24 protein-coding genes and 1 rRNA gene are annotated in these 26,426 nt (G+C 72.8%); 18 read left to right on the forward strand and 7 right to left on the reverse strand.

The annotated features are described in order from the left end of the window. The first annotated feature begins 8 nt into the window (after window positions 1–8). Window positions 9–1,373: a M16 family metallopeptidase gene (locus tag BU198_RS07745; RefSeq protein ID WP_188296112.1), complete on the forward strand. Its 1,365-nt coding sequence runs from the start codon at window positions 9–11 to the stop codon at window positions 1,371–1,373. Window positions 1,374–1,694: 321 nt separating this feature from the next. Next, complete coding sequence (locus tag BU198_RS07750; RefSeq protein ID WP_188296093.1) at window positions 1,695–2,888, forward strand: RtcB family protein; 1,194 nt, start codon at window positions 1,695–1,697, stop codon at window positions 2,886–2,888. A 92-nt stretch (window positions 2,889–2,980) separates the two neighbouring features. On the opposite strand, the gene BU198_RS07755 is transcribed toward BU198_RS07750, so the two are convergent. Then, entirely contained in the window at window positions 2,981–3,262 is a 282-nt protein-coding gene (locus tag BU198_RS07755; protein ID WP_188296094.1) for an HPr family phosphocarrier protein, read from the reverse strand. A gap of 227 nt (window positions 3,263–3,489) precedes the next feature. Here BU198_RS07755 and BU198_RS07760 point away from each other — a divergent pair, with 227 nt between their 5' ends. The 4 genes from BU198_RS07760 to BU198_RS07775 all read left to right on the forward strand — a co-directional run bounded on the left by BU198_RS07760 (window position 3,490) and on the right by BU198_RS07775 (window position 8,947). Next, window positions 3,490–6,306 carry a GNAT family N-acetyltransferase gene (locus tag BU198_RS07760; protein WP_317620011.1) on the forward strand — a complete coding sequence of 939 codons (2,817 nt, stop codon included), beginning with the start codon at window positions 3,490–3,492 and terminating at the stop codon, window positions 6,304–6,306. Between the two features lie 91 nt (window positions 6,307–6,397). Beyond that, the gene (locus BU198_RS07765; protein WP_188296095.1) at window positions 6,398–6,997 is read left to right on the forward strand and encodes a DUF5998 family protein; all 600 of its coding nucleotides are present in this window, start codon (window positions 6,398–6,400) and stop codon (window positions 6,995–6,997) included. Between the two features lie 35 nt (window positions 6,998–7,032). Further along, window positions 7,033–8,220: an alkaline phosphatase family protein gene (locus tag BU198_RS07770; protein ID WP_188296096.1), complete on the forward strand. Its 1,188-nt coding sequence runs from the start codon at window positions 7,033–7,035 to the stop codon at window positions 8,218–8,220. Window positions 8,221–8,290: 70 nt separating this feature from the next. Continuing rightward, entirely contained in the window at window positions 8,291–8,947 is a 657-nt protein-coding gene (locus BU198_RS07775) for a thymidine kinase (RefSeq protein WP_188296097.1), read from the forward strand. Window positions 8,948–8,972: 25 nt separating this feature from the next. Here BU198_RS07775 and BU198_RS07780 read toward each other — a convergent pair whose 3' ends face one another. Continuing rightward, window positions 8,973–9,725: a VOC family protein gene (locus tag BU198_RS07780; RefSeq protein WP_317620012.1), complete on the reverse strand. Its 753-nt coding sequence runs from the start codon at window positions 9,723–9,725 to the stop codon at window positions 8,973–8,975. 165 nt (window positions 9,726–9,890) lie between these two features. Here BU198_RS07780 and BU198_RS07785 point away from each other — a divergent pair, with 165 nt between their 5' ends. Then, window positions 9,891–10,769, forward strand: coding sequence for a sulfurtransferase (locus BU198_RS07785; RefSeq protein WP_188296099.1), 879 nt, complete (start codon window positions 9,891–9,893; stop codon window positions 10,767–10,769). 64 nt (window positions 10,770–10,833) lie between these two features. Here the strand turns inward: BU198_RS07785 and sepH are convergent, their stop codons facing one another. Beyond that, complete coding sequence (sepH, locus tag BU198_RS07790) at window positions 10,834–11,919, reverse strand: septation protein SepH (RefSeq protein ID WP_188296100.1); 1,086 nt, start codon at window positions 11,917–11,919, stop codon at window positions 10,834–10,836. Between the two features lie 517 nt (window positions 11,920–12,436). Between sepH and BU198_RS07795 the strand changes: the two genes are divergently transcribed. Next, the gene (locus BU198_RS07795; RefSeq protein ID WP_188296101.1) at window positions 12,437–13,354 is read left to right on the forward strand and encodes a hypothetical protein; all 918 of its coding nucleotides are present in this window, start codon (window positions 12,437–12,439) and stop codon (window positions 13,352–13,354) included. Here the strand turns inward: BU198_RS07795 and BU198_RS07800 are convergent. Together BU198_RS07800 and BU198_RS07805 are read right to left on the reverse strand one after the other, a co-directional pair. Next, on the reverse strand, window positions 13,351–14,673 hold the full coding sequence (locus BU198_RS07800; protein ID WP_188296102.1) for a D-arabinono-1,4-lactone oxidase: 1,323 nt from the start codon (window positions 14,671–14,673) through the stop codon (window positions 13,351–13,353). The genes BU198_RS07795 and BU198_RS07800 overlap by 4 nt on opposite strands. 105 nt (window positions 14,674–14,778) lie before the next feature. After that, the gene (locus BU198_RS07805) at window positions 14,779–16,047 is read right to left on the reverse strand and encodes an MFS transporter (protein WP_188296103.1); all 1,269 of its coding nucleotides are present in this window, start codon (window positions 16,045–16,047) and stop codon (window positions 14,779–14,781) included. Window positions 16,048–16,179: 132 nt separating this feature from the next. Between BU198_RS07805 and BU198_RS07810 the strand changes: the two genes are divergently transcribed. Beyond that, entirely contained in the window at window positions 16,180–17,322 is a 1,143-nt protein-coding gene (locus BU198_RS07810; RefSeq protein ID WP_188296104.1) for a ferrochelatase, read from the forward strand. Window positions 17,323–17,407: 85 nt separating this feature from the next. Further along, window positions 17,408–18,226, forward strand: a complete 819-nt coding sequence (locus BU198_RS07815; protein ID WP_317620013.1) for an inositol monophosphatase family protein — start codon at window positions 17,408–17,410, stop codon at window positions 18,224–18,226. Between the two features lie 172 nt (window positions 18,227–18,398). Here the strand turns inward: BU198_RS07815 and BU198_RS07820 are convergent, their stop codons facing one another. Further along, complete coding sequence (locus tag BU198_RS07820; RefSeq protein WP_030057688.1) at window positions 18,399–18,584, reverse strand: hypothetical protein; 186 nt, start codon at window positions 18,582–18,584, stop codon at window positions 18,399–18,401. Window positions 18,585–19,025: 441 nt separating this feature from the next. Here BU198_RS07820 and BU198_RS07825 point away from each other — a divergent pair, with 441 nt between their 5' ends. From BU198_RS07825 to BU198_RS07840, 4 genes are all read left to right on the forward strand, one after another. Next, a complete protein-coding gene (locus tag BU198_RS07825; RefSeq protein WP_188296105.1) occupies window positions 19,026–19,679 on the forward strand; it encodes a response regulator transcription factor in 654 nt (217 codons plus the stop codon). Between the two features lie 99 nt (window positions 19,680–19,778). Further along, entirely contained in the window at window positions 19,779–21,089 is a 1,311-nt protein-coding gene (locus BU198_RS07830; RefSeq protein WP_188296106.1) for a sensor histidine kinase, read from the forward strand. A gap of 233 nt (window positions 21,090–21,322) precedes the next feature. Beyond that, window positions 21,323–22,306, forward strand: coding sequence for an acyl-ACP desaturase (locus BU198_RS07835; protein WP_188296107.1), 984 nt, complete (start codon window positions 21,323–21,325; stop codon window positions 22,304–22,306). Window positions 22,307–22,779: 473 nt separating this feature from the next. Further along, on the forward strand, window positions 22,780–23,079 hold the full coding sequence (locus BU198_RS07840) for a DUF4193 domain-containing protein (protein WP_030057692.1): 300 nt from the start codon (window positions 22,780–22,782) through the stop codon (window positions 23,077–23,079). A gap of 259 nt (window positions 23,080–23,338) precedes the next feature. Here the strand turns inward: BU198_RS07840 and BU198_RS07845 are convergent, their stop codons facing one another. After that, on the reverse strand, window positions 23,339–23,788 hold the full coding sequence (locus tag BU198_RS07845) for a DUF3093 domain-containing protein (RefSeq protein WP_188296108.1): 450 nt from the start codon (window positions 23,786–23,788) through the stop codon (window positions 23,339–23,341). Between the two features lie 135 nt (window positions 23,789–23,923). Between BU198_RS07845 and BU198_RS07850 the strand changes: the two genes are divergently transcribed. From BU198_RS07850 to BU198_RS07865, 4 genes are all read left to right on the forward strand, one after another. Then, entirely contained in the window at window positions 23,924–24,502 is a 579-nt protein-coding gene (locus BU198_RS07850; protein ID WP_188296115.1) for a PaaI family thioesterase, read from the forward strand. Beyond that, on the forward strand, window positions 24,499–24,966 hold the full coding sequence (gene dut, locus BU198_RS07855) for a dUTP diphosphatase (protein WP_030239204.1): 468 nt from the start codon (window positions 24,499–24,501) through the stop codon (window positions 24,964–24,966). Before BU198_RS07850 ends, dut begins: the two co-directional genes overlap by 4 nt. Before the next feature lie 69 nt (window positions 24,967–25,035). Further along, a complete protein-coding gene (locus BU198_RS07860) occupies window positions 25,036–25,839 on the forward strand; it encodes a DUF3710 domain-containing protein (protein WP_188296109.1) in 804 nt (267 codons plus the stop codon). A 463-nt stretch (window positions 25,840–26,302) separates the two neighbouring features. Further along, a 16S ribosomal RNA gene (locus BU198_RS07865) occupies window positions 26,303–26,426 on the forward strand; the annotation flags it as partial.

Raw genomic sequence — 26,426 nt, forward strand, 5'->3', positions numbered from 1 at the left:
TCCCCGCCATGACCTTCCACCCCCAGCCCCAGCCGGGCACGCCCAGCCCCTGGGACTTCCCCGCCCCCGAGCGGGCCGCCCTCGGCAACGGCATCACCGTCCTGCACTGCCACCGGCCCGGTCAGCAGCTGGTCGCCGTCGAGGTCCTCGTCGACGCCCCGCTCGCCGCCGAGCCCGAGGGCCTCGACGGCATCGCGGGAATCCTCGCCCGCGCCTTCAGCGAGGGCACCGACACCCTCAGCGCCGAGGAGTTCGCCGCCGAGCTGGAGCGCGCCGGCGCCACCCTCGACGCGCACGCCGACCACCCGTGCATCCGGATCTCCCTGGAGGTCCCGGCCTCCCGGCTCCAGCGCGGTCTGTCCCTGCTGGCCGACGCCCTGCGCGCGCCCGCGCTGCCGGAGGCCGAGATCGAGCGGCTGGTCGCCAACCGCCTGGACGAGATCGTCCACGAGCAGGCCAACCCCGCCCGGCGCGCGGCCAAGGCCCTGTACGCCGAGCTCTTCGACGCCGCCGACAGGCTCTCCCGGCCCCGCGCCGGCACCGCCGACACCGTCAAGTCGATCGACCGCGCCGCCGTCAAGGCCTTCTACGACGCCCACGTGCGCCCCGGGACCAGCACCGTCGTGGTGGTCGGCGACCTCACCGGCGTCGACCTGCCCGCCCTGCTGGAGAGCACCCTCGGCACCTGGACCGGCACCGCCGCCGAGCCCTCGGTCCACGCCCCGGTCACCGGCGACGACCGCGGCCGGGTCGTCATCGTGGACCGCCCCGGCTCCGTCCAGACCCAGCTGCTCATCGGCCGGATCGGGCCCGACCGCCACGACCCGGTCTGGGCCGCCCAGACCCTCGGCACCTACTGCCTCGGCGGCACCCTCACCTCCCGGCTCGACCGCGTCCTGCGCGAGGAGAAGGGCTACACCTACGGCGTGCGCTCCTTCGCCCAGCCGCTGCGCTCGGCCGCCGACGGCAGCGGACGCTCGCTGCTCGCCATCAGCGGCTCGGTGGACACCGCCTCCACCGCGCCCGCGCTGGCCGACACCTGGACCATCCTGCGCACCCTCGGCACCGAGGGCCTCACCGACGCCGAGCGCGACGAGGCCGTGCAGTTCCTGGTCGGCGTCGCGCCGCTGAAGTACGAGACCGCGGGCTCGGTCGCCGGCACCCTGGCCGACCAGGTCGAGCAGTACCTGCCGGACGACTACCAGGCCGAGGTCTACCGGCGGCTCGCCGAACTGCCCACCGCCGCCGCCACCGAGGCGGTCGTGGCGGCCTTCCCGCCGGACCGCCTGGTCACCGTCCTGGTCGGCGACGCCTCCGTGATCGCCGACGACGTGCGGGCGCTCGGCATCGGCGAGGTCACCGTCGTCGGCTGACGCCTGCCGCAGCCCCGTCCGGCCCGGTGGAGCACCCGCTCCGCCGGGCCGGACGCGTTTTTAAATCCGTTGCGGGCCACGCCCGTTCCGTGGATAGATGTTCCCCGACGCACAGCACGTGCGAACGGCGACGAAGGAAGGGAGGCGGTCACCATGCGGGTCGAGCAAGCGATACGACGACGCTCCCCGAGGCCGTACACCCCCTGCACCGTCGCCCCGGGCGTCTGAGCCCGCACTCCCGAACTTCCCCGAGCCGCGCCGGGATTCCTCGCGCGGCAGCTTCCTCACGTGAACTTCCCGACCTCTGGAGGTCGTTCGACCATGACGTACACCGAGGTGCCCGGCGTCCGGGTGCCGATCCGGATGTGGACCGACCCGGCCACCGTCGAGGGCCAGGCCATGCAGCAGCTGCGCAACATCAGCTCCCTGCCCTGGCTGCACGGCCTCGCCGTGATGCCCGACGTCCACCTGGGCAAGGGTGCCACCGTCGGCTCCGTCATCGCCATGAAGGGCGCGGTCTGCCCGGCGGCGGTCGGCGTCGACATCGGCTGCGGGATGAGCGCGGTGAAGACCTCGCTCACCGCCGAGGACCTCCCGGACGACCTGTCCCGCCTGCGCCGCAAGATCGAGGAGGCCATCCCGGTCGGCCGCGGCCTGCACAGCGACCCGGTCGACCCGACCAGGCTGTACGGCTTCCGGGCGGCGGGTTGGGATGACTTCTGGCAGCGCTTCGACGGGGTGGCGGAGGCGGTCAAGTGGCGCCGGGAACGGGCGATGCAGCAGATGGCCACGCTCGGCGGAGGAAATCACTTCATAGAACTGTGCGTTGATACGACCAATGCGGTCTGGTTGATGCTGCACTCCGGCTCCCGCAACATCGGCAAGGAGCTGGCGGAGCACCACATGGGCGTCGCCCGCTCGCTGCCGCACAACCAGGGCCTGATCGACCAGGACCTCGCGGTGTTCATCGCCGACACCCCGCAGATGAACGCCTACCGCCAGGACCTGTTCTGGGCGCAGGAGTACGCGAAGCGCAACCGCGCGGTCATGATGGCGCTCTTCCAGGGCGTCGTCCGGCGCGAGTTCGCCAAGTCGAAGGTCGCCTTCGACGAGGTGATCAGCTGCCACCACAACTACGTGGCGGAGGAGGCGTACGACGGCGTCGACGTGCTGGTGACCCGCAAGGGCGCGATCCGGGCCGGCAGCGGCGACCTCGGGATCATCCCCGGCTCGATGGGGACGGGCTCCTACATCGTCCGCGGCCTGGGCAACGCGGCGGCGTTCAACTCCGCCTCGCACGGCGCCGGCCGGAAGATGAGCCGCAACGCCGCGAAGAAGCGCTTCACCACCCAGGACCTGGTCGAGCAGACCAAGGGCGTGGAGTGCCGCAAGGACGGCGGCGTGGTCGACGAGATCCCGGGCGCCTACAAGAACATCGAGAAGGTCATCGAGCAGCAGAAGGACCTCGTCGAGGTGGTCGCGCACCTCAAGCAGGTCGTCTGCGTCAAGGGCTGACGCGGCCGGCCGCAGTGCGGGGCCGACCGGAAACGCCGATCGGGGTGCCACTCGGAAATCCGGTGGCACCCCGATCGGGTGGCTGCGAGGGCTCAGGCCGCGGCGGGGAGCTCGTCGAGGCCCTCGGAGACGAGCTTGGCGAGGCGGTCGAGCGCGTCGCCGGCGTTCTCGGCGTCGGAGGCGAGGATGACCTCGTCGCCGCCCTGGGCGCCCAGGGCGAGCAGGCCGAGCATGGAGGCGGCGTTGACCGGGTTGCCGCCCGGCTTCGCGATGGTGATCGGCACACCGGTGGCCGTGACGGCCCGGACGAAGACGGAGGCGGGACGGGCGTGCAGGCCCTCGGCCCAACCGATGGTGACGCGGCGCTCAGCCATGAGACGTGCCTTTCCGGTGAAGCTGGTCACGGCCGCGCTCCGGGAGCGGGGGAAAACGACCGTGTTGTCTAGACCAGTGTTGCACGCAGGTAGCCCCTCGGAGCCGCTGCGTTCAAGACTTGTGATTGTTTCTTTTCGGGGCATAAACCCCGGTCGCCGACCCTGCCCACCCTGCCGCGAGCACGCGCCCGACGCCATTCGGCTCGCCGCCGGATAACCTGACGAATGTGGAAGACCCCGCGGTGGCGAACCTCGATCAGCCCGACTATCCGCAGCACTGGGAAGCGGACATCCTGCTGCGTGACGGCGGCACGGCCCGGATCCGGCCGATCACGCCCGCCGACGCCGGACGGCTCGTCGAGTTCTACGAGCAGGTGTCGGACCAGTCGAAGTACTTCCGGTTCTTCGCCCCCTATCCGCGGCTCTCCGACAAGGACGTCCGCCGCTTCACCCACCACGACTTCGTGAACCGGGTGGGCCTCGCGGTCGTGGTCGGGGACCGCTTCATCGCCACCGTCCGGTACGACCGGATCGACGCCGACGGCCGCCCGTCCGACACCGGCACCGACGCCGAGGTGGCCTTCCTGGTACAGGACGCCCACCAGGGCCGCGGCGTGGCCTCCGCGCTGCTGGAACACATCGCGGCGGTGGCCCAGGAGCGCGGCATCCGCCGCTTCCAGGCCGAGGTGCTGCCGGAGAACCGGAAGATGGTGAAGGTCTTCACCGACGCGGGCTACACCCAGCGCCGCAGCTTCGCCGACGGCGTGGTGCACCTGGACTTCGACCTCGAACAGACCGACCGTTCGCTCGCCGTGATGCGCGCCCGCGAGCACCGCGCCGAGGCGCGCTCGGTGCAGCGGCTGCTCACCCCCCGCTCGGTGGCGGTGATCGGCGTCTCCCGCACCCCGCAGACCGTCGGCCGGGCCATCCTGCGCGACCTGCTGGGGGACGAGGCCCCGGCCGACCGCCCGGTGTACGCGGTGAACCGCAACGCCGGACCCGGCACCGAGCTGGACGGCGTCCCGGTCCACCGTTCGGTTCTGGACATTCCGGGACCGGTGGACCTCGCGGTGATCGCCGTCCCCGAGAGCGCCGTCCCGGCCGCCGTCGCCGAGTGCGGCGCCCACGGGGTGCAGGGCCTGGTGGTGGTCACCGCCGGCTACGCGGAGACCGGCCTGGAGGGCCGGGACCGGCAGCGCGCGCTGGTCCGCCAGGCCCGCGCGGCCGGCATGCGGGTGATCGGCCCGAACGCCTTCGGCCTGATCAGCACCGACCCGCAGCGTCCGCTGAACGCCTCGCTCGCCCCGCGCCTGCCCGGCCGCGGCGGCTTCGGCATCTTCTGCCAGTCCGGCGCGATCGGGGTGGCCCTGCTGGAGGCCGCCCACAAGCGCGGCCTCGGCGTCTCCTCCTTCGCCTCGGTCGGCAACCGCGCCGACGTCTCCGGCAACGACTTCCTCCAGTACTGGGCCGAGGACGAGGCCACCCAGGTGGTGCTGCTGTACCTGGAGTCCTTCGGCAACCCCCGCAAGTTCACCCGGATCGCCCGGCGCCTCGCCGCCGTCAAGCCGGTCGTGGTGGTCAAGGGCGCCCGGCACACCGGCAGCCTGCCGCCCGGCCACGCCGTCCCCGCCACCGCCACCGGCCTGCGCGACGCCACGGTGGACGCCCTGTTCGAACAGGCGGGCGTCACCCGGGTCGCGACCATCACCGAGCTGTACGACACCGGCGAACTGCTGGCCCAGCAGCCGCTGCCGACGGGGGACCGGGTCGCGGTGGTCGGCAACTCCGACTCCCTCGGCCTGCTTACCTACGACGCCCTGCTGAGCGCCGGCCTGCGCCCGTGCACCCCCGTCGACCTCACCACCGCCGCGACCGGCGAGAACTTCCGGATCGCCCTGGACGTCGCCCTCGCCGACCCGGCCGTGGACGCGGTGATCGCCGTCGCGATCCCGCCGATCGGCACCTCCGCGCACGCCTTCATGGGCGGCCGGCTGACCGCCGAGGACGACCCCGAGATGGGCTCGGACGACCCGGAGATCGCCGCGGCCCTGCTCGAAGCCGGACAGCGTGCCCGGGAACTGGGCAAGCCGCTGCTGCTCACCCACCTGGCGCTGACCGACCTGCCGGCCCGGCTGCGCCCCGGCGGCATCCCCGCGTACGCGGCGCCCGAGCGGGCCGTGAACGCCCTCACCCACGCCGTGCACTACGCGCAGTGGCGCCGCCGTACCGCCGAGGCCGAGAAGACGGCGCGCGTCCCGGAACTCGACCGGATCGACGAGCCCGGCGCCCGCCGGCTGGTGGAGGAGGCGCTGAGCACCAGGGCCGCGACTGCCGCGCGCACCCAGCCCGGCGGCGCCCGGATCACCCTGTCCGAGCCCCAGGCCAGGGAGCTGCTGGCCCGCTACGGCATCGACGTCTCGCCGACGATGCCCGCCCCGGACGAGGAGACCGCGGTGAGGGCCGCCGGGGCACTCGGCTACCCGGTGGCCCTCAAGGCGACCGCCCCGCACCTGCGCCACCGCCCCGACCTGGGCAGCGTCCGGCTGGACCTGACCGACGAGGCGGGCCTGCGCCGCGCCCACCACGAGCTGGACGCGCTGCTCGGCGGCGCCGCCCAGGCCGGACTGATGGTCCAGCGGATGGCCCCGCGCGGCGTGGACACCGTGATAGCCGCCACGGTCGACCCCGCGGTCGGCGCGATCCTCTCCTTCGGCCTGGCCGGCGCACCGGCCGAACTGCTGGGCGACCTGGCGCACCGGCTGGTTCCGGCCACCGACCAGGACGTCGCCGGGCTGATCAGGGAGGTGCGGGCGGCGCCGCTGCTGTTCGGCTGGCGCGGCGCCGAGGCGGTGGACACCGGCGCCCTGGAGGAGTTGCTGCTGCGGGTGTCGCAGCTGGTGGACGACGTGCCGGAGATCGCCTCGGTGGATCTCGAACCGGTGGTCGTGGCCCCGCACGGACTGGCGATCCTGGGGGCGCGGGTGCGGGTCGCACCCCTGCCGGTCCGCAGCGATCTGGGCCCGCGCGCGATGAGCACGCTGTAACCTTCCTTGGTTGCGCCCTGCCCGGGCGCTGTTGTCCGAAGCTCGGCGCCGTGCCGCCCGCTTCGTCGGCGGACCATGCCAGGATGGAGATATGGCGAAGACCGGTACCACCACCACTCAGGACCTGCGCTCGGCGATCGAGCGCAGCGGCTACTACCCGGCCCTGGTGTCCGAGGCGGTCGAGTCCGCGGTGGGCCCGGAGCCGATCAGCTCCTACCTGGTGCACCAGGAGACGACCTTCGACGCCAACGAGGTGCGCCGGCACGTGACGGTGCTGGTGCTCACCCCGACCCGGTTCGTGGTGAGCCACACCGACGAGCAGTCCGGCGCCGAGGGCAGCCCGGCGGTGCCGTTCGCGACGACGTCGACGGAGAGCGTCCGGCTGGACCGGATCGGCTCGGTCGTGGTGAGCCGGATGGTGGCGAACCCGGAGACGTACACCCCCGGCACGCTGCCGCGCGAGGTGGTGCTGACGATCGGCTGGGGCGCGGTGCAGCGTCTGGACCTGGAGCCGGCCGGCTGCTCCGACCCGAACTGCGAGGCGGACCACGGCTACACCGGCTCGGCCACGGCCGACGACCTCTCGCTGCGGGTGAGTGAGGCCGGTGACGGCCCGGAGACGGTGTCCCAGGCGCTGGTGTTCGCCCGGGCCCTGTCCGACGCGACGATCAGCAACGGTCCGCGGGTCTGATCGCCGCCGTTTCCGCCCGCTACGAATCCGGTTCCATGTCCTTCGTTCCTGCCGACGGCTACGACGCCTTCGAGATCCTTGACCCCGCCGCGGCTCCCGCGCCCCCGTACGGCAGCGGTTCGCTGTGCGACCTGCTGCCCTCGGTGGCGGCGGGGCTCGGCGTCCCGGGGTTCACCGCGACGCTGCCCATCGCCCCGGCCGACCGGGTGGTGGTGTTCCTGGTGGACGGCCTGGGCTGGGAGCTGCTGCTGCGCCACCCCGAGTACGCGCCGTTCCTGTCCTCGCTCGCCGGGAGTTCGATGGGCGGCAGCGGCCGTCCGCTGACCGCGGGCTTCCCGTCCACCACGGCGACCTCGCTGGCCTCGGTCGGCACCGGTACGCCGCCGGGCCTGCACGGCCTGGCCGGGTACACGGTGGCGGTGCCGGGCGCCGGCTACCTGATGAACCAGCTGCGCTGGCAGCCGCCCACCGCGCCGCACGTCTGGCAGCCGTACCCGACGGTCTTCGAGCGGACCCACCAGGCCGGGGTGGCGACGGCGCAGGTCTCGTCCCCGCTGTTCGCCCAGACCCCGCTGACCAAGGTGGCGCTGTCCGGCGGCACCTTCCTCGGCCGCACCACGGGCGAGGAGCGGATGGACCTGGCGGCCTCCTGGCTGGCCGAGCACGACCGGGCGCTGGTGTACACGTACGTCAGCGAGCTGGACGGCGCGGGCCACCGCTTCGGGGTGGACTCGGACGAGTGGCGGATGACGCTGGACGCGGTGGACCGGCTGGCCCGCCGGCTGGCCGGGCAGCTGCCGCCGCGCTCGGCGATGTACGTGACGGCCGACCACGGCATGATCGACATCGCCCCGGAGGACCGGATCGACTTCGACGAGGACTGGGAGCTGGGCGCCGGCGTCGCCCTGCTCGGCGGCGAGGGCCGGGCCCGGCACGTGTACGCCGTCCCCGGGGCCGCGGCCGACGTGCACACGGTCTGGAGCGAGGTGCTGGGCGACCGGATGTGGGTGGCGACCCGCGACCAGGCGATCGAGGCCGGCTGGTTCGGCCCGGCCGTGGACGAGCGGGTGTACGCCCGGATCGGCGACGTGGTGGCCGCGGCGCGCGACGACATCGCGATCGTCGCCTCCCGCAACGAGCCCGGCGAGTCCGCGATGATCGGTCTGCACGGTTCGATGACCCCGGTCGAGCAGTTCGTGCCGTTGCTCGAAGTCCGCGGCTAGCCGGGCCCCGCAGCGCACCTGACTCCTCTGTGTCCGAACTCCCTTGATGTGAAAGGCCCTTGCTCCACCCATGGCTGAACTGGTGTTCTTCTCGGGCACGATGGACTGCGGAAAGTCGACGCTGGCGCTGCAGATGGACCACAACCACGCGGCGCGCGGCCGACGGGGCGTGATCCTCACCCGCAACGACCGGGCGGGCGCGGCGACGATCTCCAGCCGGCTGGGCCTGCGCGCCGACGCGGTCGAGGTGACGGACGACTTCGACTTCCACGCGCACGTGGTGCAGCGGCTCTCGGCCGGCGGCCGGGTGGACTACCTGATCTGCGACGAGGCGCAGTTCTTCGCCGCCGAGCAGGTCGACCAGCTGGCCAGGGTGGTGGACGAACTGGACATCGACGTCTACACCTTCGGCATCACCACCGACTTCCGCACCCGGCTGTTCCCCGGCTCGCAGCGGCTGATCGAGCTGGCCGACCGGGTGGAGGTGCTCCAGGTCGAGGCGCTGTGCTGGTGCGGCGCGCGGGCCACCCACAACGCCAGGACCGTCGGCGGGGTGATGGTGGTCGAGGGCGCCCAGGTGGTGGTCGGCGACATCTCGGTGGACCGGGACGAGGTCGGCTACGAGGTGCTGTGCCGCCGCCACCACCGCCGCCGGCTGACCGCGGCGACGGCGCGTGCCTCGGTGCTCTCCCCGGACGTGCTGCCCTTCGAGGAGCAGCAGGTCTGAGGGCGGACGCGCCTGGCTTCACGGGTCAGCACTCCTGGGGAAGCACCTCCAGGACGGAGAAGTGCCCGCCCTGCGGGTCGGCCAGCCGGGCGGCCCGGCCGCGGGCGGTGTCGTGCGGTCCGACCAGGATCCGGCCGCCGAGATCGACGGCGTGACGGGCGGTCAGGTCGGCGTCGTCGACCGCGAAGTGGGTGCGCCAGCGCGGCGGGTGGCCGCGCAGCTCGGCGCGGTGCCGGATGCCGGCGACCGGACGCCCGTGCACCAGCAGCGCGGTCTCGTCCGCGGCGGAGCGGACCGGGCGGTCGAGCACGGTGGAGTAGAAGGCGGCGGCGCCCTGTGCGTCGGGGGTGAGGAGTTCGGCCCAGGCCGGTCCGCCGGGTTCACGGCCGGCCTCCCGGCCGAGGTGCTCCTCGCCCTGCCAGAGTCCGAAGACCGCGCCGGAGACGTCGGAGGCGATGGCCATCCGGCCGGCGCGCTCGGCCTGGAGCGGTCCGACGGCGACCGTCCCGCCGCACGCGCGGACCAGCTGGGCGGTGCGGTCGGCGTCGTCCACGGCGAAGTAGGTCGTCCACTGCACCGGGAAGCCGGTGGCGGTGGAGACGCCGAGGCCGGCCACCGGTGCCCCGTCCAGCCGGGCCCGGACGTAGTCGCCGATCTGGCCGGGCCCGGGCGCGTACGTCCAGCCGAGCAGGGCGCCGTAGAAGGCGCGGGCGCCGGGCAGGTCGTCGGTCAGCAGGCTGACCCAGCAGGGCGTGCCCTGGGCCAGTCGGAGTTCCACCGCGGGCAATGCGGGCCTCCTCGTGGGTGGTTGGCGCACGGAAACCTCGCGCGCGAGGGTGATGCTTCCACTCTGACGGGCGCCCAACCCTCGGGCCGCGCGGAAAGTCCGGCAAAGAGCGCACAAAGAGCGGCGAGTCGGCCGGGCTGCGCGACAATGGCCGCCATGACCACCACCTACAACGACGGTTCTCCGCTGATCTCCGCGGCCGGACTGCGGGAGGCGCTCGCCTCCGCGCTGCCGCCGGTGCTGTTGGACGTGCGCTACCAGCTGGTCGGTGCCACGCCCGGCGGCCCGACCGCGGCCGAGGAGTACCGGGCCGGGCACCTGCCCGGCGCCCATTTCGTCGAGCTGGACCGGGACCTGGCCGCGCCGCCCGGCGCCCCCGGCCGGGGCGGCCGTCACCCGCTGCCGGACCCGGAGGAGTTCGGCGCGGCGATGCGCGGCTTCGGAGTGAGCACCCGGCGCCCGGTCGTGGTGTACGACGGCGCGGCCTCGATGGCGGCGGCCCGGGCGTGGTGGCTGCTGCGCTGGGCCGGGCACCGGGACGTCCGGGTGCTGGACGGCGGGTTCGCGGCCTGGGAGGCGGCCGGGCTGCCGGTGACGGCCGAGGTGCCGGAACCGGAGGAGGGCGACTTCAAGCCGGCGCCGGGGCAGCTGCCGACGGTGGACGCGGACGGCGCCGCGGCCTGGGCGCGCGGCGACCTGCTGCTGGACGCCCGCTCCGGGGAGCGCTACCGGGGCGAGACCGAGCCGGTCGACCCGCGGGCCGGGCACATCCCGGGCGCGGTCTCGGCGCCGACGGCCGGGAACGTGGGGCCGGACGGCCGGTTCCTGCCGGCGCCCGAACTGGCCGCCCGGTTCAGGGCGCTGGGCGCGGGGGAGCGGGACACCGCGGTGTACTGCGGTTCGGGCGTGACGGCGGCGCACCAGATCCTGGCGCTGGAGGTGGCGGGCCTGCCGGCCACGCTGTACCCGGGCTCGTGGAGCGAGTGGTCGAGCGACGAGGCGCGCCCGGTGGCGGTCACCGGGCAGCCGGGCTGAGCCGGCGGGACACGTCGGAGGGGCGGGAGGCCAGGCCTCCCGCCCCTCCGACGTACCGCTACGGCTATTCCTGCTTCTTGCGCCGGCTGCCGAAGACGATCTCGTCCCAGCTGGGCACGGTGGCCCGGCGGCCGGGCCGGACGCCGTCCGCCTCGGCCTGCCGGTCGGTGGTGCCGACCAGGCGCTCGCGGTGCGGGGCGACGGCGCGCGGCATCAGGATGTCGGCGTAGGCGGAGCCGGCACCGACCGCGGGTGCGGCGGCGGCCGCCGCGGCCGTCTCCTCGCTCTCCTCGGCGACCTCGGCGGGCACCGGTTCGACCGGGGCCGGGCCACCGACGGCGAGGTCGCCGCGGAAGGCGGGGACCACGTCGAGCAGGCTGGTCAGCGAGTCCCTGGACTCGGCGGTGGCCTCCCGCGACTCGCGGACCTCGCGCGCCGACATGATGCGGTCGGCCGAGGGCCGGTCGATCATCGGGCGGGGCGGCCGGTCCTGGGGGAGCCGGGCGATCCGCGGGATGAACGGGAAGATCGACTCTTCCTCGCGCTCGACGTTCTCGCCGATCAGCGCGCGGGCCTCGTCGTCGTTGGGCTGGACCAGGCGCCGGGGCGGGTCGTACGTCCAGGAGGCGCTGCGGCCCTCGCCGTCGGCCCGGTAGGAGAGGATGACCTCCCAGGTGCCGTCGTCGCGCCGCCAGGAGTCCCAGCGTTCGGTGTCCTTCTCGGCGCCGCGCAGCGCGAGCCGCTCGGCCACGGCCTCGCCGAGCTGCGGGCCGGGGGATTCGCCGTTGCGGCGGATGGCGGTCTTGCGGGCGCGCTCGGCCATGAAGGCGCGCTCGGCGAGCACCGGCCCCTCGAAGCGGCGGACGCGGTCGACGGAGATCCCGGCGGCCTGGGCGACCTCCTCGGCGGAGGCACCGGCTCGTATCCGGGCCTGGATGTCCCGGGGGCGCAGGTGGCTCTCGACCTCGATCTCGATCTGGCCGAGGCGTGGCCGGTCCCCACGGATGGCGGCGCGCAGCCGCTCGTCGATGGGAAGGGTGTACTCCGTGCTGTCGGCAGCCTTGAGCACCAGTCGTGTGCCGTCGTTGCTCACGGCCACAACCCGCAGTTCGGGCACGGTTACCTCCCGGGTTGTGCCTGCCGACGTCACCTGCGTCGCTGCTCCCGTACTGAGTGTGGCCTGCCCGCTCGCGACTGGCCACAACCTTGCTGAGTTCCCCGGCGTGTCGGGCTTACGCCCGTGCACGCCGCTGTGGCACGGTTGCCTTTTTGCCACGCCATCCGTCGACGTCGCGCCTGGGTGTCCCGGCCGTCCTCGCACGCGCAGTGAACGCGACGGTCCGGGACGGGCGTCGCCGTGCGTGCCCGCTCCGTGTCTCCTCGTCAAGCTGCCGGTGTAGGCACAGTCGACAAGTCGACCCAAGGCTCGGGCTTTACGAACAGTACTCCATTCGTGGCATCCGGAGGGGCGGCTCGCCGCTCAAGTCTCCCGCGATTCACGGGAATCTCAAGAGCGCCCACCCCTAATGGCGGACCGCCACCGAATGAACGGTGATCATCTTCACACAATCCGGGCCCGGAGAACCGCATTTTCGTCCCTTGTGTCCTTCTTTGGGCAAGATGGAGTGTCTTGTTCGAAGAACAGCCGTATGGACCGAGGGATGGCGATGCCGGAGCGGAGCCCCGCCGACGAGGGCGGAAAGGCCAAGAAGGAGCGCAGGCGGATCGATCTGAGTGTGGCTCAGGTCGCCGCGAGTGCGCTGGCCACGGTGGTGGGCGCGCTGTTCGCCTCCGAACTGGGGGTGTACGGCACGATCCTGGGCGCCGCCGTGGTGAGCATCGGGGCCACCACCGGCGGCGCGGTGTTCCAGCACATCTTCAAGCGCACCGGTGAGCAGCTGCGCGAGGTGGTGGACCGGGGGCCGAACCAGACCGCCAACACCCTGCGCCAGACGCCCGCCGGGCCCGAGCCGTCGGCGCGGCCCGCGGTGATCAGCTCGGAGTGGAACGAACCGCGGGTCGTCCGGGCGCGTCGGCGGTGGGGCTGGAAGACGTACGCGGCGGTGTCAGGGCTGGTCTTCGTGGTGGCGATGACGCCGATCGTGGCGTTCGAGCTGGCCACCGGGCAGCCGGTGTCGGCGACGGTCAAGGGCGAGTCCGGCAACGGCACCTCCTTCGGCGGCTCGGTGGCGCCCAAGTCCTCCCAGCCGCAGGACGCCCCGTCGGAGCGGCCCGCCCCGGGCGACCGGAACGGCCGGGACACCAAGCCGTCCGACGCCACCCCGTCCGGCGGCGCCTCGCCGTCGGCGACCACGCGGCCGAGCCGGGAGCCGAGCGGCCCGCCGAGCACCGGCTCGGGAACGGCCTCCCCCTCGGCGGGTGCGGGCGCGACCCCGTCGGCCGGCTCCTCCCCGTCGGCGGGCGGCGGGAAGCCGACCGGCGAGGCGACCCCGCCGCCGTCGGCGCCGGGCAACAACCCGGCGAACAATCCGGCGAACAATCCGGCGAACAATCCGGCGAACGAACCGGCGAAGGTGCCGGTGGCCCCGCCGCCGCCCGCCGAAGAGACGTCCCGCACGTCTTAGGCGCCCAGCACCCGGCGCAGGTAGTCGTTGCCGAAAACGCGCTGCGGGTCGACCTCGTCCCGCAGCGCGGTGAAGTCGCCGAAGCGCGGGTAGACGCCGGACAGGTACCCGGCGTCGCGGGTGTGCAGCTTGCCCCAGTGTGGCCGGCCCTGATGGGCGGTCATCAGCTGTTCGACACCGGTGAAGTAGCCCCGGTCGGCGGTGCCGCGGTAGAGGTGGACGGCGATGTAGGCGCTGTCCCGGCCGGAGGCGGTGGAGAGCCAGAGGTCGTCGGCGGGGGCGAAGCGCACCTCGACCGGGAAGCTGACCTTCCAGTCGGAGCGTTCGACCAGGGCCTTCAGCTCGCGCAGCACCTCGCCGACGGCCGCCCGCGGCACCGCGTACTCCATCTCCAGGAAGCGGACCTTGCGCGGGCTGGTGAACACCCTGTGCGCGGTGTCGGTGAAGCTGCGCTCGGACCAGGCCCGGCTGGCCAGCGCGGCGATCGAGGGGATCGAACCGGGGAAGCGCCGGCCGACCCGGCAGGCGCCCTCCCAGACGGTGTTGGAGAGGAAGTCGTCCTCCAGCCACTCCTTGAACCGCGGCAGCGGGGCGGCCGGGCCCTGGCTGCGGTTGTTGCGCTTGGTGGAGCAGCGGTCGGTGTGCGGGAACCAGTAGAACTCGAAGTGCTCGTTGACGGCGGTGAGGTCGTCCAGGCGCTCCAGCACCTCGTCGAAGCGCATCGGCTGCTCGTGAGCGGTGAGCAGGAAGGCCGGCTCGACACCGAAGGTGAGCGCGGTGATCACGCCGAGGGCGCCGAGGCCGAGCCGGGCGCCCTGGAAGAGCCGGGGGTTCTCGGTGGGGGAGCAGTGCCTGACGGTGCCGTCGGCGAGGACGATCTCCAGCGAGCGGATCTGGACTGCCAGCGAGCCGGAGTCGCGGCCGGTGCCGTGGGTGCCGGTGCTGGTGGCGCCGGCCACGGTCTGGACCTCGATGTCGCCCATGTTGGTCAGCGAGAGTCCCTCGGCGGCGAGGACCCGGTTGAGCCGGTGCAGCGGGAGACCGGACTCGACGGTGATGGTGCCGGCCTCGCGGTCGATCCCGCGAACCGCGGTGAGCGCGTGCGGGCGGATCTGGACGCCGTCGCCGGCCGAGGCGATCGAGGTGAAGGAGTGTCCCGAGCCGACCGCCTTGACCGTCCGGCCCTGTTCGGCGGCCCGCAGGATCTCCTTGGCCAGTTCCTCCACGGTGCCGGGGGCGGCGGCCCGGGTGGGCCGGGCGCTCTGGTTGCCGGCCCAGTTGGTCCACCGGGTGGGCGTCGCGGTACTGGCCTGGGGCATGTGCGCTGCCTTCTGCTCCGTGGCCGAACGGGTCGGCGCGGTCCGGGGCGGCGCGGCCGCCCTACCCACAGGTAGCCCCGCGGGTAGGGCGAGAGATTAGTCAGTTCACCGTTCGGCGTCTACGGGTCGTTCGACCCCGTCGGCCGCCGCCGTGTCGGGCGTGCCGGCGGCCAGTCCGGCGCGCAGCCGACTCAGACCGGCCAGGGCGGCGACCACCCCGAGCAGGCCGGCCGCCAGCGGCACCCAGTAGCCCGCGGCGGCGCCGGAGGCGTCGATCACCCAGCCGCCGGCCGAGGAGCCGGCCGCGACGCCGAGAGCCAGGCCGGTGGTGGTCCAGGTCATGCCCTCGGTCAGCTGGGCGGCCGGGACGAGCCGTTCGACCAGGGCCATCGCGGTGATCAGGGTGGGGGAGATGGCGATGCCCGCGACCAGCAGCGCGGCGCCGACCACGGCCAGCCCGCCGACGCCGTGCACCGTGTGGGCGACCAGCAGCAGCGGCACCATGCTGACCGCCATGAACAGGACGCCGACGAGGAAGCGCGTCGCCATCGAGCCGGCGAGCTTGAGGGTCCCGAAGACCACCCCGGCCAGGCAGGAGCCGAGCGCCCACAGGGCGAGGATCACGCTGGAGATCGACTTGTGGCCCTGGGTCTCGGCGTAGGCGACGGTGACCACCTCGACCGAGCCGAAGATCGCGCCGGTGGCGACGAAGGTCAGGATCAGCGTCTGGAGGCCGCCGTTGCGGATGACCGAGCCGCCCTGGTGCCGGGCGGCCGGATGGACCGGCGGCTCGGTGGAGCGCTGCCCGGCGAACAGCAGGACGCCGAGGGCGAGGAAGATCCCGGCGAGCAGCACGCCGGCCTCGGGGAAGACGGAGGTGGCCAGGCCGATGGAGAGGATCGGGCCGACGATGAAGCAGACCTCGTCGACCACGGCCTCGAAGGAGTACGCGGTGTGGAGCTTGCCGGTGTCCTCGCGGTAGAGGTGGGCCCAGCGGGCGCGGACCATCGCGCCGGTGCTCGGCATCACACCCATGCCGGCGGCGAAGACGAACAGCGTCCAGTCCGGCGCCTCGAACCGGGCGCAGAGCAGCAGGCCGGTGACGGCGACGATGGTGATCGCCATGGCGGGGACGATGATCCTGCGCTGGCCGTGCCGGTCCACCAGCCGGGAGACCTGCGGGCCGAGGACGGCGGCGGAGACCGCGAGGCAGGCCGAGACCAGGCCGGCCACCCCGTAGGAGCCTCTGAGCTGGGACAGCATGGTCACGATGCCGATCCCGGTCATGGAGATCGGCAGTCGGGAGACGAAGCCGGTGGAGGAGAAGGCCAGAGTGCCGGGGGAGGCGAATATCTGGCGGTAGCTGGACAGCACGGGAGCTCCGGGCGGGGGGAGTAAGGAACAAGGCCGGTAAACACAGCTTACGTATCTTGGCAAACGGTATTTTCCGGGCACCGGCGCGGCCCCGGTGACGGCGTCCGGTCCCTCGGTGGCAGGATCGGTGCCATGTCCGACGCGCGCAAACTCTCCCGCTACGGCGCCGCCCCGTACGACGCCCTGCTGCTGCTCTCCTTCGGCGGGCCCGAGGGCCCCGAGGAGGTCGTCCCGTTCCTGGAGAACGTCACCAGGGGCCGTGGCATCCCGAAGGAGCGGCTGAAGGAGGTGGGCAAGCACTACTTCATGTTCGGCGGGATCAGTCCGATCAACGGACAGAACCGCGAGCTGCTCGCCGCGCTGCGCAAGGACTTCGCCGAGCACGGGCTGGACCTGCCGGTCTACTGGGGCAACCGGAACTGGGCCCCCTACCTGGTCGACACCCTGCGGGAGCTGGCCGCCGACGGCCACCGCCGGATCGCCGTGCTCGCCACCAGCGCCTACGCCGGCTACTCGGGCTGCCGCCAGTACCGGGAGAACCTGGCCGACGCGCTGGCCGCGCTCGCCGAGGAGGGCGTGCCGGCCCTGCGGGTCGACAAGCTGCGGCACTTCCACAACCACCCGGGCTTCGTCGAGCCGATGATCGACGCGACCCTGGCCGCCCTGGCGGAGCTGCCCGAGGCCGTCCGCCCCGGCGCCCGGCTGGCGTTCACCACCCACTCCATCCCGGACGGCATGGCCGAGACCTCCGGCGCCCCGGACGACCCGGCCCGCGGCCGGCCCGGCGGCGCGTACGTCGCCCAGCACCTGGAGGTGGCCCGGCTGATCACCGCCGCCGTGGCCGAGCGCACCGGCGTGGCCGACCGGCCGTGGGAGCTGGTGTACCAGAGCCGCAGCGGCGCTCCGCACATCCCGTGGCTGGAACCCGACATCTGCGACCACCTGGAGGCCCAGCACGCCGACGGCGCGCCGGCCGTGGTGATGGTCCCGATCGGCTTCGTCTCCGACCATATGGAGGTGAAGTACGACCTCGACACCGAGGCCGTCGCCAAGGCCGCCGAACTCGGCCTGCCGGTGGCGCGCGCGGCCACCGTCGGCGCCGACCCCCGGTTCACCGCCGCGGTGCGCGAACTCGTCCTGGAACGGGCCGCCACCGAGCGCGGCGAGGATGTCACCCGCTGCGCCCTCGGGGCCCTCGGCCCCGGCCACGACGTGTGCGCGGTGGCCTGCTGCCCCAACCCGCGCGCCCCGCGCCCGGCCGTCGCCGAGCGCTGACCGTCCGCCCTGTCGGCCCGTCCCGCCCGTCCCGGCTCGTCCGCCCGCCCCGCCCGCCCGTTCCGTCGCCCCGGAGGAGAACCCCGTGCCCACCCCCGCCCTGCCCGACGACCGGCTCCTCGACGACCTGCTGGAGGTCGCCCTGGACGCGGCCAGGCAGGCCGGCGCCCTGCTGCGCGACGGCCGCCCCGCCGACCTCGGCGTGGCCGGCACCAAGAGCAGCCCGGTCGACGTGGTCACCGAGATGGACCTCGCCTCCGAGAAGCTCGTCCTGGAGCTGATCACCGACCGCCGCCCCGAGGACGGCTACCTCGGCGAGGAGGGCGCCGAGCGGCCGGGCACCAGCGGGGTGCGCTGGGTCGTGGACCCGCTCGACGGAACGGTCAACTACCTCTACGGGCTGCCCTCCTGGGCGGTCAGCGTGGCCGCCGAGGTGGACGGCCGGGCGGTCGTCGGCGTGGTGTACGCCCCGGCCCGCGGGGAGCTGTTCCACGCCGTCCTGGGCCGCGGGGCCCGCCTGGACGGCAGCCCGCTCTCGGCCCGCCCGGCCCCGCCCTGGGGGCAGGCGCTGATCGCCACCGGCTTCAACTACGTCCAGCCGGTGCGGGTGCGGCAGGCCGAGGTGCTGCTGGCGCTGATGCCCGAGGTGCGGGACATCCGCCGGGCCGGAGCGGCCGCGGTGGACCTGTGCGACGTCGCCGCGGGGCGGCTGGACGGCTACTACGAGCGCGGCCTCGCCCCCTGGGACCGGGCGGCCGGCTGTCTGATCGCCACCGAGGCCGGCGCCCTGGTCGGCGGCCGCCCCGGGCACGGCCCGGACGGCGAGCTGACCGTGGCCGCCGCCCCCGGGGTGTACGAGCCGCTCCAGGAGCGCCTGGCCGCGCTGCGTGCCTGGGAGGACTGACCGGTTCCGGCCGCCCTGCCCGCTGCCCTGCCCGCCGCCGGGACCGGGGGCGGGCGGGGCCGGACATGCGAAGAGCCCTGACATACGGGGGATGTCAGGGCCTGGGTTTCGCACGGCCCCCGCAGGGCCGCTGGTGCCGGAGATCCGGCGACGGGTCGGTGTGCCGGACGGATCAGGCAGCGGTGCGGTGGCGCTCCAGCACCGTGTCCACGCCGTGCTCGGCGGCGAGTCGGCGGAGGTCGTCCAGCTCGGACTGCTCCACCTCGGCGAGGAACTCGTCCCCGGCCTCGATCGCGCGGTGCAGGTCCTGCTCGGCGTTGGCTATGCGCTGCAGGATTCCGGCCTTGAAGGCGTCCATACGGGCCCCCTTACTGTGTCGGACGTGCACGGTCGTGCGCTCTCCGCCCTGAGGAGGTCCAGCCGGTGAAAGCACCCAGGCCGGAATGTGGTGAATTCCGGACGGGCGCGGAGACGACCTTCGGCCGCTCCCGGTGATGTCCCAGCCCCAGGGCCGGCGCGGATGAACGCACGGCGGGTGGGTGCGATCGGCCGTCAGCCAGATCGCGGGTGTGCAGCTGTCCTCCCCGCACCGGGGACCGGGAAACCTCCCGGCGGAAGAAAGTTGCCCGCGTCACAGTCCAAACGGAGTGGTGCGGACACGAACGGTCACCGCTGCGGACTCAGGCCCCCTGCCCGAGGGGCAGCTTATCGCTGCTTTACCGCCGGACCAGGCAGGATGGAGGCACCGTCGGAGCCGTGCGTCCGCTTCCCGGGCCGGCCTGGAGAAGGGACAACGACTGTGCGGGTTCTCGTCGTCGAGGACGAGCAGCTGCTCGCCGAGGCCGTCGCGACCGGCCTGCGCCGCGAGGCGATGGCCGTCGACGTGGTGTACGACGGGGAGGCCGCGCTCCAGCGCATCGCGGTCAACGACTACGACGTCGTCGTCCTGGACCGCGACCTTCCGCTGGTCCACGGGGACGACGTCTGCCGCAAGGTGGTCGAGCAGGGCCTGGCCACCCGGGTGATCATGCTGACCGCCTCCGGCGACATCAGCGACCGGGTCGAGGGCCTGGAGATCGGCGCGGACGACTACCTTCCGAAGCCGTTCGCCTTCAGCGAACTCGTCGCCCGGGTAAGGGCGCTGGGCCGCCGGGCGACCGTCCCGCTGCCCCCGGTGCTGGAGCGGGCCGGCATCTCGCTCGACCCCGGCCGCCGCGAGGTGATCCGCGAGGGGCGCACCGTCCAGCTCGCCCCCAAGGAGTTCGCCGTCCTGGAGGTGCTGATGCGGGCCGGTGGCGCCGTGGTCTCCGCCGAGCAGCTGCTGGAGAAGGCCTGGGACGAGCACACCGACCCGTTCACCAACGTCGTGCGCGTCACCGTGATGACGCTGCGCCGCAAGCTCGGCGACCCGCCGGTGATCATCACCGTGCCGGGCTCCGGCTACCGGATCTGACCGGAAACCACCCCCCGGAAACCACCCCTCCGGCATCCGCTCCGAGGATTTCCCGCCGTACCCAGCGCCCGCCCCGGCGGACGCCCCGAGAGGACCGTCATGACCACCCCGCCGCCCCTGGCCGGCGGGCCCTCCGGCGCGCCCGCCGGCAGCCCGCGTGCCGTACCGCCCAAGCCCGCGCACCCACCGCGTCCGGCCCGGCCGCGCGAGCACGAGACCTACGTCCCCGGTGACGGCCTGCTCGCCTGGCTGCCCTTCCGCCCCACCATCCGCATGCGGCTCACCCTGCTGTACGGCGGGATGTTCCTGATGGCCGGCGTGGTGCTGCTGCTGGTGATGTACTTCTTCGTCCGGCAGTCCCTCCAGGAGGTCGGCCAGCCTCACCTGGTGCTCACCGGGCCCGGCATCTCGGTGCTGACGCCGGACGGCCGGAGCCTCACCAGCCAGGCCGGGCTCGACCAGTGGCTGAACGACAACAGGTCCATCCAGGCCGCCGCGGCGCTCAACACCCTGCTGCGCAAGCTGCTCACCGTCCTGGTCTGCCTCGCCGTGATCGCCTTCGCGGCCGGCTACGCGATGGCCGGCCGGGTGCTGCGCCCGCTCGGCCGGATCACCCGCACCGCGCGTGACGTCGCCTCCTCCGACCTGCACCGCCGGATCGAGCTGGACGGCCCGGACGACGAGCTCAAGGAGCTCGCCGACACCTTCGACGACATGCTGGACCGGCTGGACCGCTCCTTCGACTCCCAGCGCCGCTTCGTCGCCAACGCCTCGCACGAGCTGCGCACGCCGCTGGCGATCAACCGCACCCTGCTGGAGGTCCAGCTCTCCGACCCGGGAGTCTCGGCCGACCTCCAGCAGCTGGGCAAGACCCTGCTGGCCACCAACGAGCGCAGCGAGCAGCTGGTCGAGGGCCTGCTGCTGCTCGCCCGCAGCGAGAACGAGCTGACCGACCGGCGCCCGGTGGAACTGTCCGAGGTGGCCACCAGGGCGCTGGAGCAGACCAGGGGCGAGGCCGACAAGCGCGAGGTCGAGCTGCGCTCGAAGCTCGACCCGGCCATGGTCGCGGGCAACGGTGTGCTGCTGGAGCGGCTCGCGCTCAACCTGTTGCAGAACGCGGTCCGCTACAACACCGCGGGCGGCTGGGTCGAGCTGGCCACCACGGCCGTCCCCGGCGGCGGCGAGCTGGTGGTCTCCAACACGGGACCGGTGGTGCCCGGGTACGAACTGGAGCACATCTTCGAGCCGTTCCGCCGGGTCAAGGGCGCCGACCGCACCCGCAGCGACAAGGGGGTCGGGCTCGGCCTGTCCATCGTCCGCTCGGTGGTGCGCGCCCACGGCGGCACCGTCGAGGCCACGCCGCGCGCCGGTGGCGGCCTCACCATGAGGGTCCGCCTCCCCTCGCCGTAAGGGTCGAACGCCCCTTCCGCAGGCGACCGTTTCCAGCCGTCCCCGCCAGGCCCGTCAAGACGACATAAGGCCTGGCGGGGGCGGCTTGTCTTTTCCGGCCCGAGCAACTTACGGTGTCGTAACCTACGCAACCGTAGGTGAGTCCGCCGGCGGTCCCCGTCGACGGGTTCCTACGACGTGTTCCCGTCCAGCGCGCCCGTCCCAGCGCGTGCCGTCCCCTCAGGAGCAAGACCGTGACCATCGCCCCTGTGCAGAGCAGCTCCTCACTCGTCGCGAGCGGCTGGACCGACGCGCGGCTGATCCTCGCCCTCGAGGAGGTCGTGGAGAAGGAACTCAACCGCCACCTGGAGGTGGCGAAGGAGTGGATGCCCCACGAGTTCGTCCCGTGGAGCCAGGGCCGCGACTTCGACGGCGTGCTGGGCGGCGAAGCCTGGTCGCTGGAGCAGTCCCAGGTGACCGCGCTGGGCCGGGTGTCGCTGGTGGTGAACCTGCTGACCGAGGACAACCTGCCGAGCTACCACCACGAGATCGCGACCATGTTCGGCCGCGAGGGCGCCTGGGGCACCTGGGTGCACCGCTGGACGGCCGAGGAGGGCCGCCACGGGATAGCCATTCGCGACTACCTGCTCGCCACCCGGGCGGTCGACCCGGTGGAGCTGGAGCGGGCCCGGATGAGCCACATGTCGGAGGGCTTCGAGTCCGACAACGCGCACAGCATGCTGCAGTCGGTCGCCTACGTGGCCTTCCAGGAGCTCGCCACCCGCATCGCGCACCGCAACACCGGCAAGTACGCCGGCGACCCGCTCTGCGAGCAGCTGCTGGCGAAGATCGCCAACGACGAGAACCTGCACATGGTCTTCTACCGGAACCTGCTGAAGGCCGCCCTGGAGATCGCCCCCGACCAGGCCATGCGGGCCATCGCCGACGTGGTCACCGACTTCCGGATGCCCGGCCACGGCATCCCCGGCTTCGAGCGCGCCGCCGCGCAGATCGCCCTCGGCGGGGTGTACAACCTGCGTATCCACCACGATGACGTGCTGCAGCCGGTGCTGCGCCACCTCAAGGTGATGGAGATCGGCGGCCTCGGCCCCGAGGGCCTGCTGGCGCAGAACGAACTGGGCGTCTTCCTGGACGGGCTGGACAGCCAGGCCCGGAAGTTCGAGGAGCGCCAGGCCGCTCTCGTGGCTCGTCGCGCGGCTCGGAAGAGCGCGGTCTGAGGCTCGGCGCCGTACGGTCGGAGTGGGTGGATTTTCAGCGGTTTGCCCAGGAAGATTCTGAACGTGACCAAGCTCACATCGTGTCGCTCCGCGATTTCGGGCAACCTCGGAGAGTGATCACCTGATCAGGGGTGCCGATCGCGGTCCGTGACCGGATTTCGGACTCGGACCGGACCGCGGGATCGGTCGGCATCCCTGGCCGGTAAGGGATTCGGCGAGTGTTCGCACCCGCGACGCTCACTGTGCGTGTCCGGTTCGCCGGGGCTGAGGAGGGCCGACGATGGCCCAGCGTGAGGCCTTCCACAGCCCCGGGGATCACCCCGATGGAGCCCGGGCTGAGTGTCGATTGAGTAACAGGGCTTGAAGTAAGGCAAAATCTCCGCCTCGGGTCGGGCACAAGACCGGCCCCCCATGCGTTACGTGCGCTGGAGATACCGCACACACCGCACAAACCCGGAGGGGGAGAGCGACAAATGGCAACCGACTACGACACCCCACGCAAGACTGACGACGAGCTCAACGAAGACAGCATCGAGGAGCTCAAGGCTCGGCGGAACGACAAGGGCGGCGGCTCTGTCGACGTCGACGAGTTCGACGCCGCCGAGGGCATGGAGCTCCCGGGCGCCGACCTCTCGAACGAGGAACTCGCCGTCCGAGTGCTGCCCAAGCAGGCGGACGAGTTCACCTGCATGAGCTGCTTCCTGGTTCACCACCGCAGCCAGCTCTACAGCGAGAAGAACGGCAACCCGATCTGCCGGGACTGCGGCGCCTGAGCACCGCGGCGGACAGGGCCCGGTGCCCGCGGCTGCGCCCGCGGGACCGGCACACCGCTCCTTCCGGCCCCGGGCAGCGGGGCCGGACGGCAGGTCCGGGAACCGTCCGGCAGGACGGTCCCGGCAGGACGGAGTCGGCCGGTGAATCGGTCAGGACAAAGTCGTAGGGACGGTCCCGCAGCAGCGGAACCGTCCCTCTCCGTTTGTCCGGCCACTTCCGTCCGGCTCGTCCTCGTCCGCGGTCCGGCCGCCCGGGGCCTCAGGTGCGGGCGCCGCGCCTGGCGTCCTCCAGCGCCTCCGCCAGCTTCATCGGCGAGCGCGTCGACAGGTAGAGGTACGGCGTCGGGTCGGCCGGGTCGGTCACCTCGACCCGAAGCGCCGTCGGGACGTAGCTGCGCAGCAGCATGAAGGCGCGCGGATCGGCCTTGGGGCCGCGCCAGGCCGCGGCCTCGGCCGGGCTCAGCGCCTGCGCGCCGCCGAGCGCGTCGACCGGGATCCGGGCCGGGCCGGCCACCAGTGAGCCCTGGACCACGCGAATGCGGGCCGAGCCGTAGCTGCTGATCGCGACCGCGCCGGCGGCGATGCCGACCACCAGCCCGATCAGCGCGGCAGGACCGCTGACCCGGATCAGGATCAGCGCGAGCGTGAGACCCACCGCGATCGGGAGCAGCCACCAGGAACGCGGCACCGTGAGGCGTTCGTCGTACATGCCTCCATTGTGGGCGCCCTGACGCCCGGCCCGGGACGCCACCCCCACCGGAGGCCGTTCTACCCCTGGGTAGGGTTGGGCTCCGTGACCGGTACGACAGCCCCCACCACCCCCACCGACCGGCCGGCGCCCGCGCTGCCGCCGTCGCCGACCACCCCGCCGCCGGACGCCGTCCTGCCCGAGCGCCACCCCCAGGCGCCCGCCCCCGGCACCCGGCTCGGCTCCCACTACGAGCACTGCTTCGGCTGCGGCCCGCAGCACCCCGGAGGCCTGCGGATCGACGCGGTCGCCGGCGAGGGACTCGACGTCACCGCCGAGTTCGCCATCCGCGACGCCCACCAGGGCGGCCCCGGCCTGGCCCACGGCGGGCTGCTGACCACCGCCATGGACGAGACCCTCGGCACGCTCAACTGGCTGCTGCACGCCCCCGCCGTGACCGGCCGGCTGGAGACCGACTTCCTCAGCCCGGTGCCCGTCGACTCGGTGCTGCACCTGCGCGCCTGGGTCACCGGTGTGCACGGCCGCAAGATCTACAGCGCCGCCGAGGCGCGGATCGGTGGCCCGGAAGGACCGGTCGCCGTGCGCGCGCAGGCCCTCTTCGTCCAGGTGAAGCTGGAACACTTCACCACGCACGGTCGTGCCGAGGACATCGAGAAGGTCCTCGACGACCCTGATCTGATGAAGCGCGCACGAGCCTTTGAGGTGAACCCTTGAGCGACACCCCCCGTCCGCAGCTGGACGTCCTGATCAAGCGCATCGATCCCGAGCTGCCGCTGCCCGCCTACGCGCAGCCCGGGGACGCCGGCGCCGATCTGCGCACCACCGTCGACGCGGAGCTGGCCCCCGGTGAGCGGGCCGTCCTGCCCACCGGCATCGCCGTCGCCCTGCCGGACGGTTACGCGGCCTTCGTCCACCCCCGCTCCGGGCTGGCAGCTCGTTGCGGCGTTGCCCTCGTGAACGCCCCGGGGACGGTCGATGCCGGGTACCGTGGAGAGATCAAGGTGATCGTCGTCAATCTGGACCCGCGCGAGGGGGTCAGCTTCCGCCGAGGGGACCGCATCGCCCAGCTGGTGATCCAGCAGGTCGAGAAGGCCCGTTTCCACGAGGTGGAGGAGCTGCCTGGGTCGGCACGCGCCGAGGGCGGGTTCGGGTCGACCGGCGGCCACGCCGCGGTCTAGCATGCCCGCGGCTTCGCAGGAAGCCGAGCAGGTATTCGCATCGGTCTTGGACCGGGAAGGACAGTGACCGTGTTCCGTCGTCGCCAGAAGAGCGAGGACGCTGTCGAGCAGCTCGCCGACGACGCCATCAGCGCCGACGAGACGGCCGATGACGTCGAAGGTTCCGCCGAGAGCGAGAACGTGACCGAGCTGGACCAGGCCGACAAGGTCGGCCTGCCGCCGGCCCCCCGGCCCGACGGTCCGTGGGACCACTCCGAACTGGAGAACCCCGAGGAGGGGCGAGTCGACCTCGGGGGTCTGCTGGTCCCGGGTGTCGAGGGCATGGAACTGCGCGTCGAGGTCGCCGGTGACGCGATCGTGGCGGCGACCCTGGTGCTCGGCAACAGCGCCATCCAGCTCCAGGCCTTCGCGGCCCCGAAGTCGGAGGGCATCTGGGGGGAGGTCCGGGAGGAGATCGCCGGCGGCATCACCGGGCAGGGCGGTCTCATCGAGGAGGAGGAGGGCCCGCTCGGCTGGCACCTCCGCGCTCAGGTCCCGGTGCAGCTGCCGGACGGCACCCAGGGCGTGCAGCTGGTGCGGTTCGTCGGCTGCGACGGCCCGCGCTGGTTCCTGCGCGGCGTGATCTCCGGCCAGGCCGCGGTGCAGCCGGAGATGGCCGGAATCCTGGAGCAGGTCTTCCGCCAGACGGTCGTCGTGCGCGGCGAGTCCCCGATGGCTCCCCGCGACCCGATCGTGCTGAAGCTTCCCGAGGACGCCCAGATGGTCGCCGACGGTGGCGGGGCGGCCGCCGCCGCGGGCGAGGGCGACAGCCGCTTCGGCGGCACTGCGCTCGACCCGTTCGCGCGCGGCCCGGAGATCACCGAGGTCCGCTGATCCGGCTGTGAGCCGCCCTGAGCTGCTCTGATCGGCACTGATCGCCCCTGCCCGGGAACCCGGGCAGGGGCGATTTGCATGTGGCGGGCCAGTCACCGTACAGTTCCGGAGTCGCCGCGGGAGACCGGGGCGGCAAAGCGGAAAGCAAATCCGATGAATGAAACTCCGGAAAACGGAGCGGAAAACGTCTGATAAGCTTGAAACACGAAAGAACGAAGCCCGGAGGGTCTGCTGGAAGGCAGTCCGAAGGAAGCGTCCGTTCCTTGAGAACTCAACAGCGTGCCAAAAGTCAACGCCAGATATGTTGACATCCCCGGCCTCAGGTTTCCTGGGGTTGGAGATTCCTTTTGAAACAAACACTAGCGAGGACGCAGTGCGCGGGATCACCCTATTCCGGTGGTTGCCGTGCCGCTCAACGCGAGTGTGGACCCGGCGCTTTTAATTAAGCACTGTCGGGAAGACATTCACGGAGAGTTTGATCCTGGCTCAGGACGAACGCTGGCGGCGTGCTTAACACATGCAAGTCGAACGGTGAAGCCCTTCGGGGTGGATCAGTGGCGAACGGGTGAGTAACACGTGGGCAATCT

The sequence above is a fragment of the Streptomyces sp. CBMA156 genome (genome assembly GCF_014596515.1).
Classification (GTDB): domain Bacteria; phylum Actinomycetota; class Actinomycetes; order Streptomycetales; family Streptomycetaceae; genus Kitasatospora.

Bases quoted from the DNA above. Each gene is read 5' to 3' on its own strand.
- BU198_RS07830 (WP_188296106.1), top strand. From the start codon at position 19,779: ATGACCACCCCGCCGCCCCTGGCCGGCGGGCCCTCCGGCGCGCCCGCC.
- BU198_RS07755 (WP_188296094.1), bottom strand. From the start codon at position 3,262: ATGGCTGAGCGCCGCGTCACCATCGGTTGGGCCGAGGGCCTGCACGCC.
- BU198_RS07775 (WP_188296097.1), top strand. From the start codon at position 8,291: ATGGCTGAACTGGTGTTCTTCTCGGGCACGATGGACTGCGGAAAGTCG.
- BU198_RS07845 (WP_188296108.1), bottom strand. From the start codon at position 23,788: ATGTACGACGAACGCCTCACGGTGCCGCGTTCCTGGTGGCTGCTCCCG.
- BU198_RS07770 (WP_188296096.1), top strand. From the start codon at position 7,033: ATGTCCTTCGTTCCTGCCGACGGCTACGACGCCTTCGAGATCCTTGAC.
- BU198_RS07800 (WP_188296102.1), bottom strand. From the start codon at position 14,673: ATGCCCCAGGCCAGTACCGCGACGCCCACCCGGTGGACCAACTGGGCC.
- BU198_RS07795 (WP_188296101.1), top strand. From the start codon at position 12,437: ATGCCGGAGCGGAGCCCCGCCGACGAGGGCGGAAAGGCCAAGAAGGAG.
- BU198_RS07745 (WP_188296112.1), top strand. From the start codon at position 9: ATGACCTTCCACCCCCAGCCCCAGCCGGGCACGCCCAGCCCCTGGGAC.
- BU198_RS07765 (WP_188296095.1), top strand. From the start codon at position 6,398: ATGGCGAAGACCGGTACCACCACCACTCAGGACCTGCGCTCGGCGATC.
- BU198_RS07750 (WP_188296093.1), top strand. From the start codon at position 1,695: ATGACGTACACCGAGGTGCCCGGCGTCCGGGTGCCGATCCGGATGTGG.
- BU198_RS07840 (WP_030057692.1), top strand. From the start codon at position 22,780: ATGGCAACCGACTACGACACCCCACGCAAGACTGACGACGAGCTCAAC.
- BU198_RS07810 (WP_188296104.1), top strand. From the start codon at position 16,180: ATGTCCGACGCGCGCAAACTCTCCCGCTACGGCGCCGCCCCGTACGAC.
- BU198_RS07785 (WP_188296099.1), top strand. From the start codon at position 9,891: ATGACCACCACCTACAACGACGGTTCTCCGCTGATCTCCGCGGCCGGA.
- BU198_RS07820 (WP_030057688.1), bottom strand. From the start codon at position 18,584: ATGGACGCCTTCAAGGCCGGAATCCTGCAGCGCATAGCCAACGCCGAG.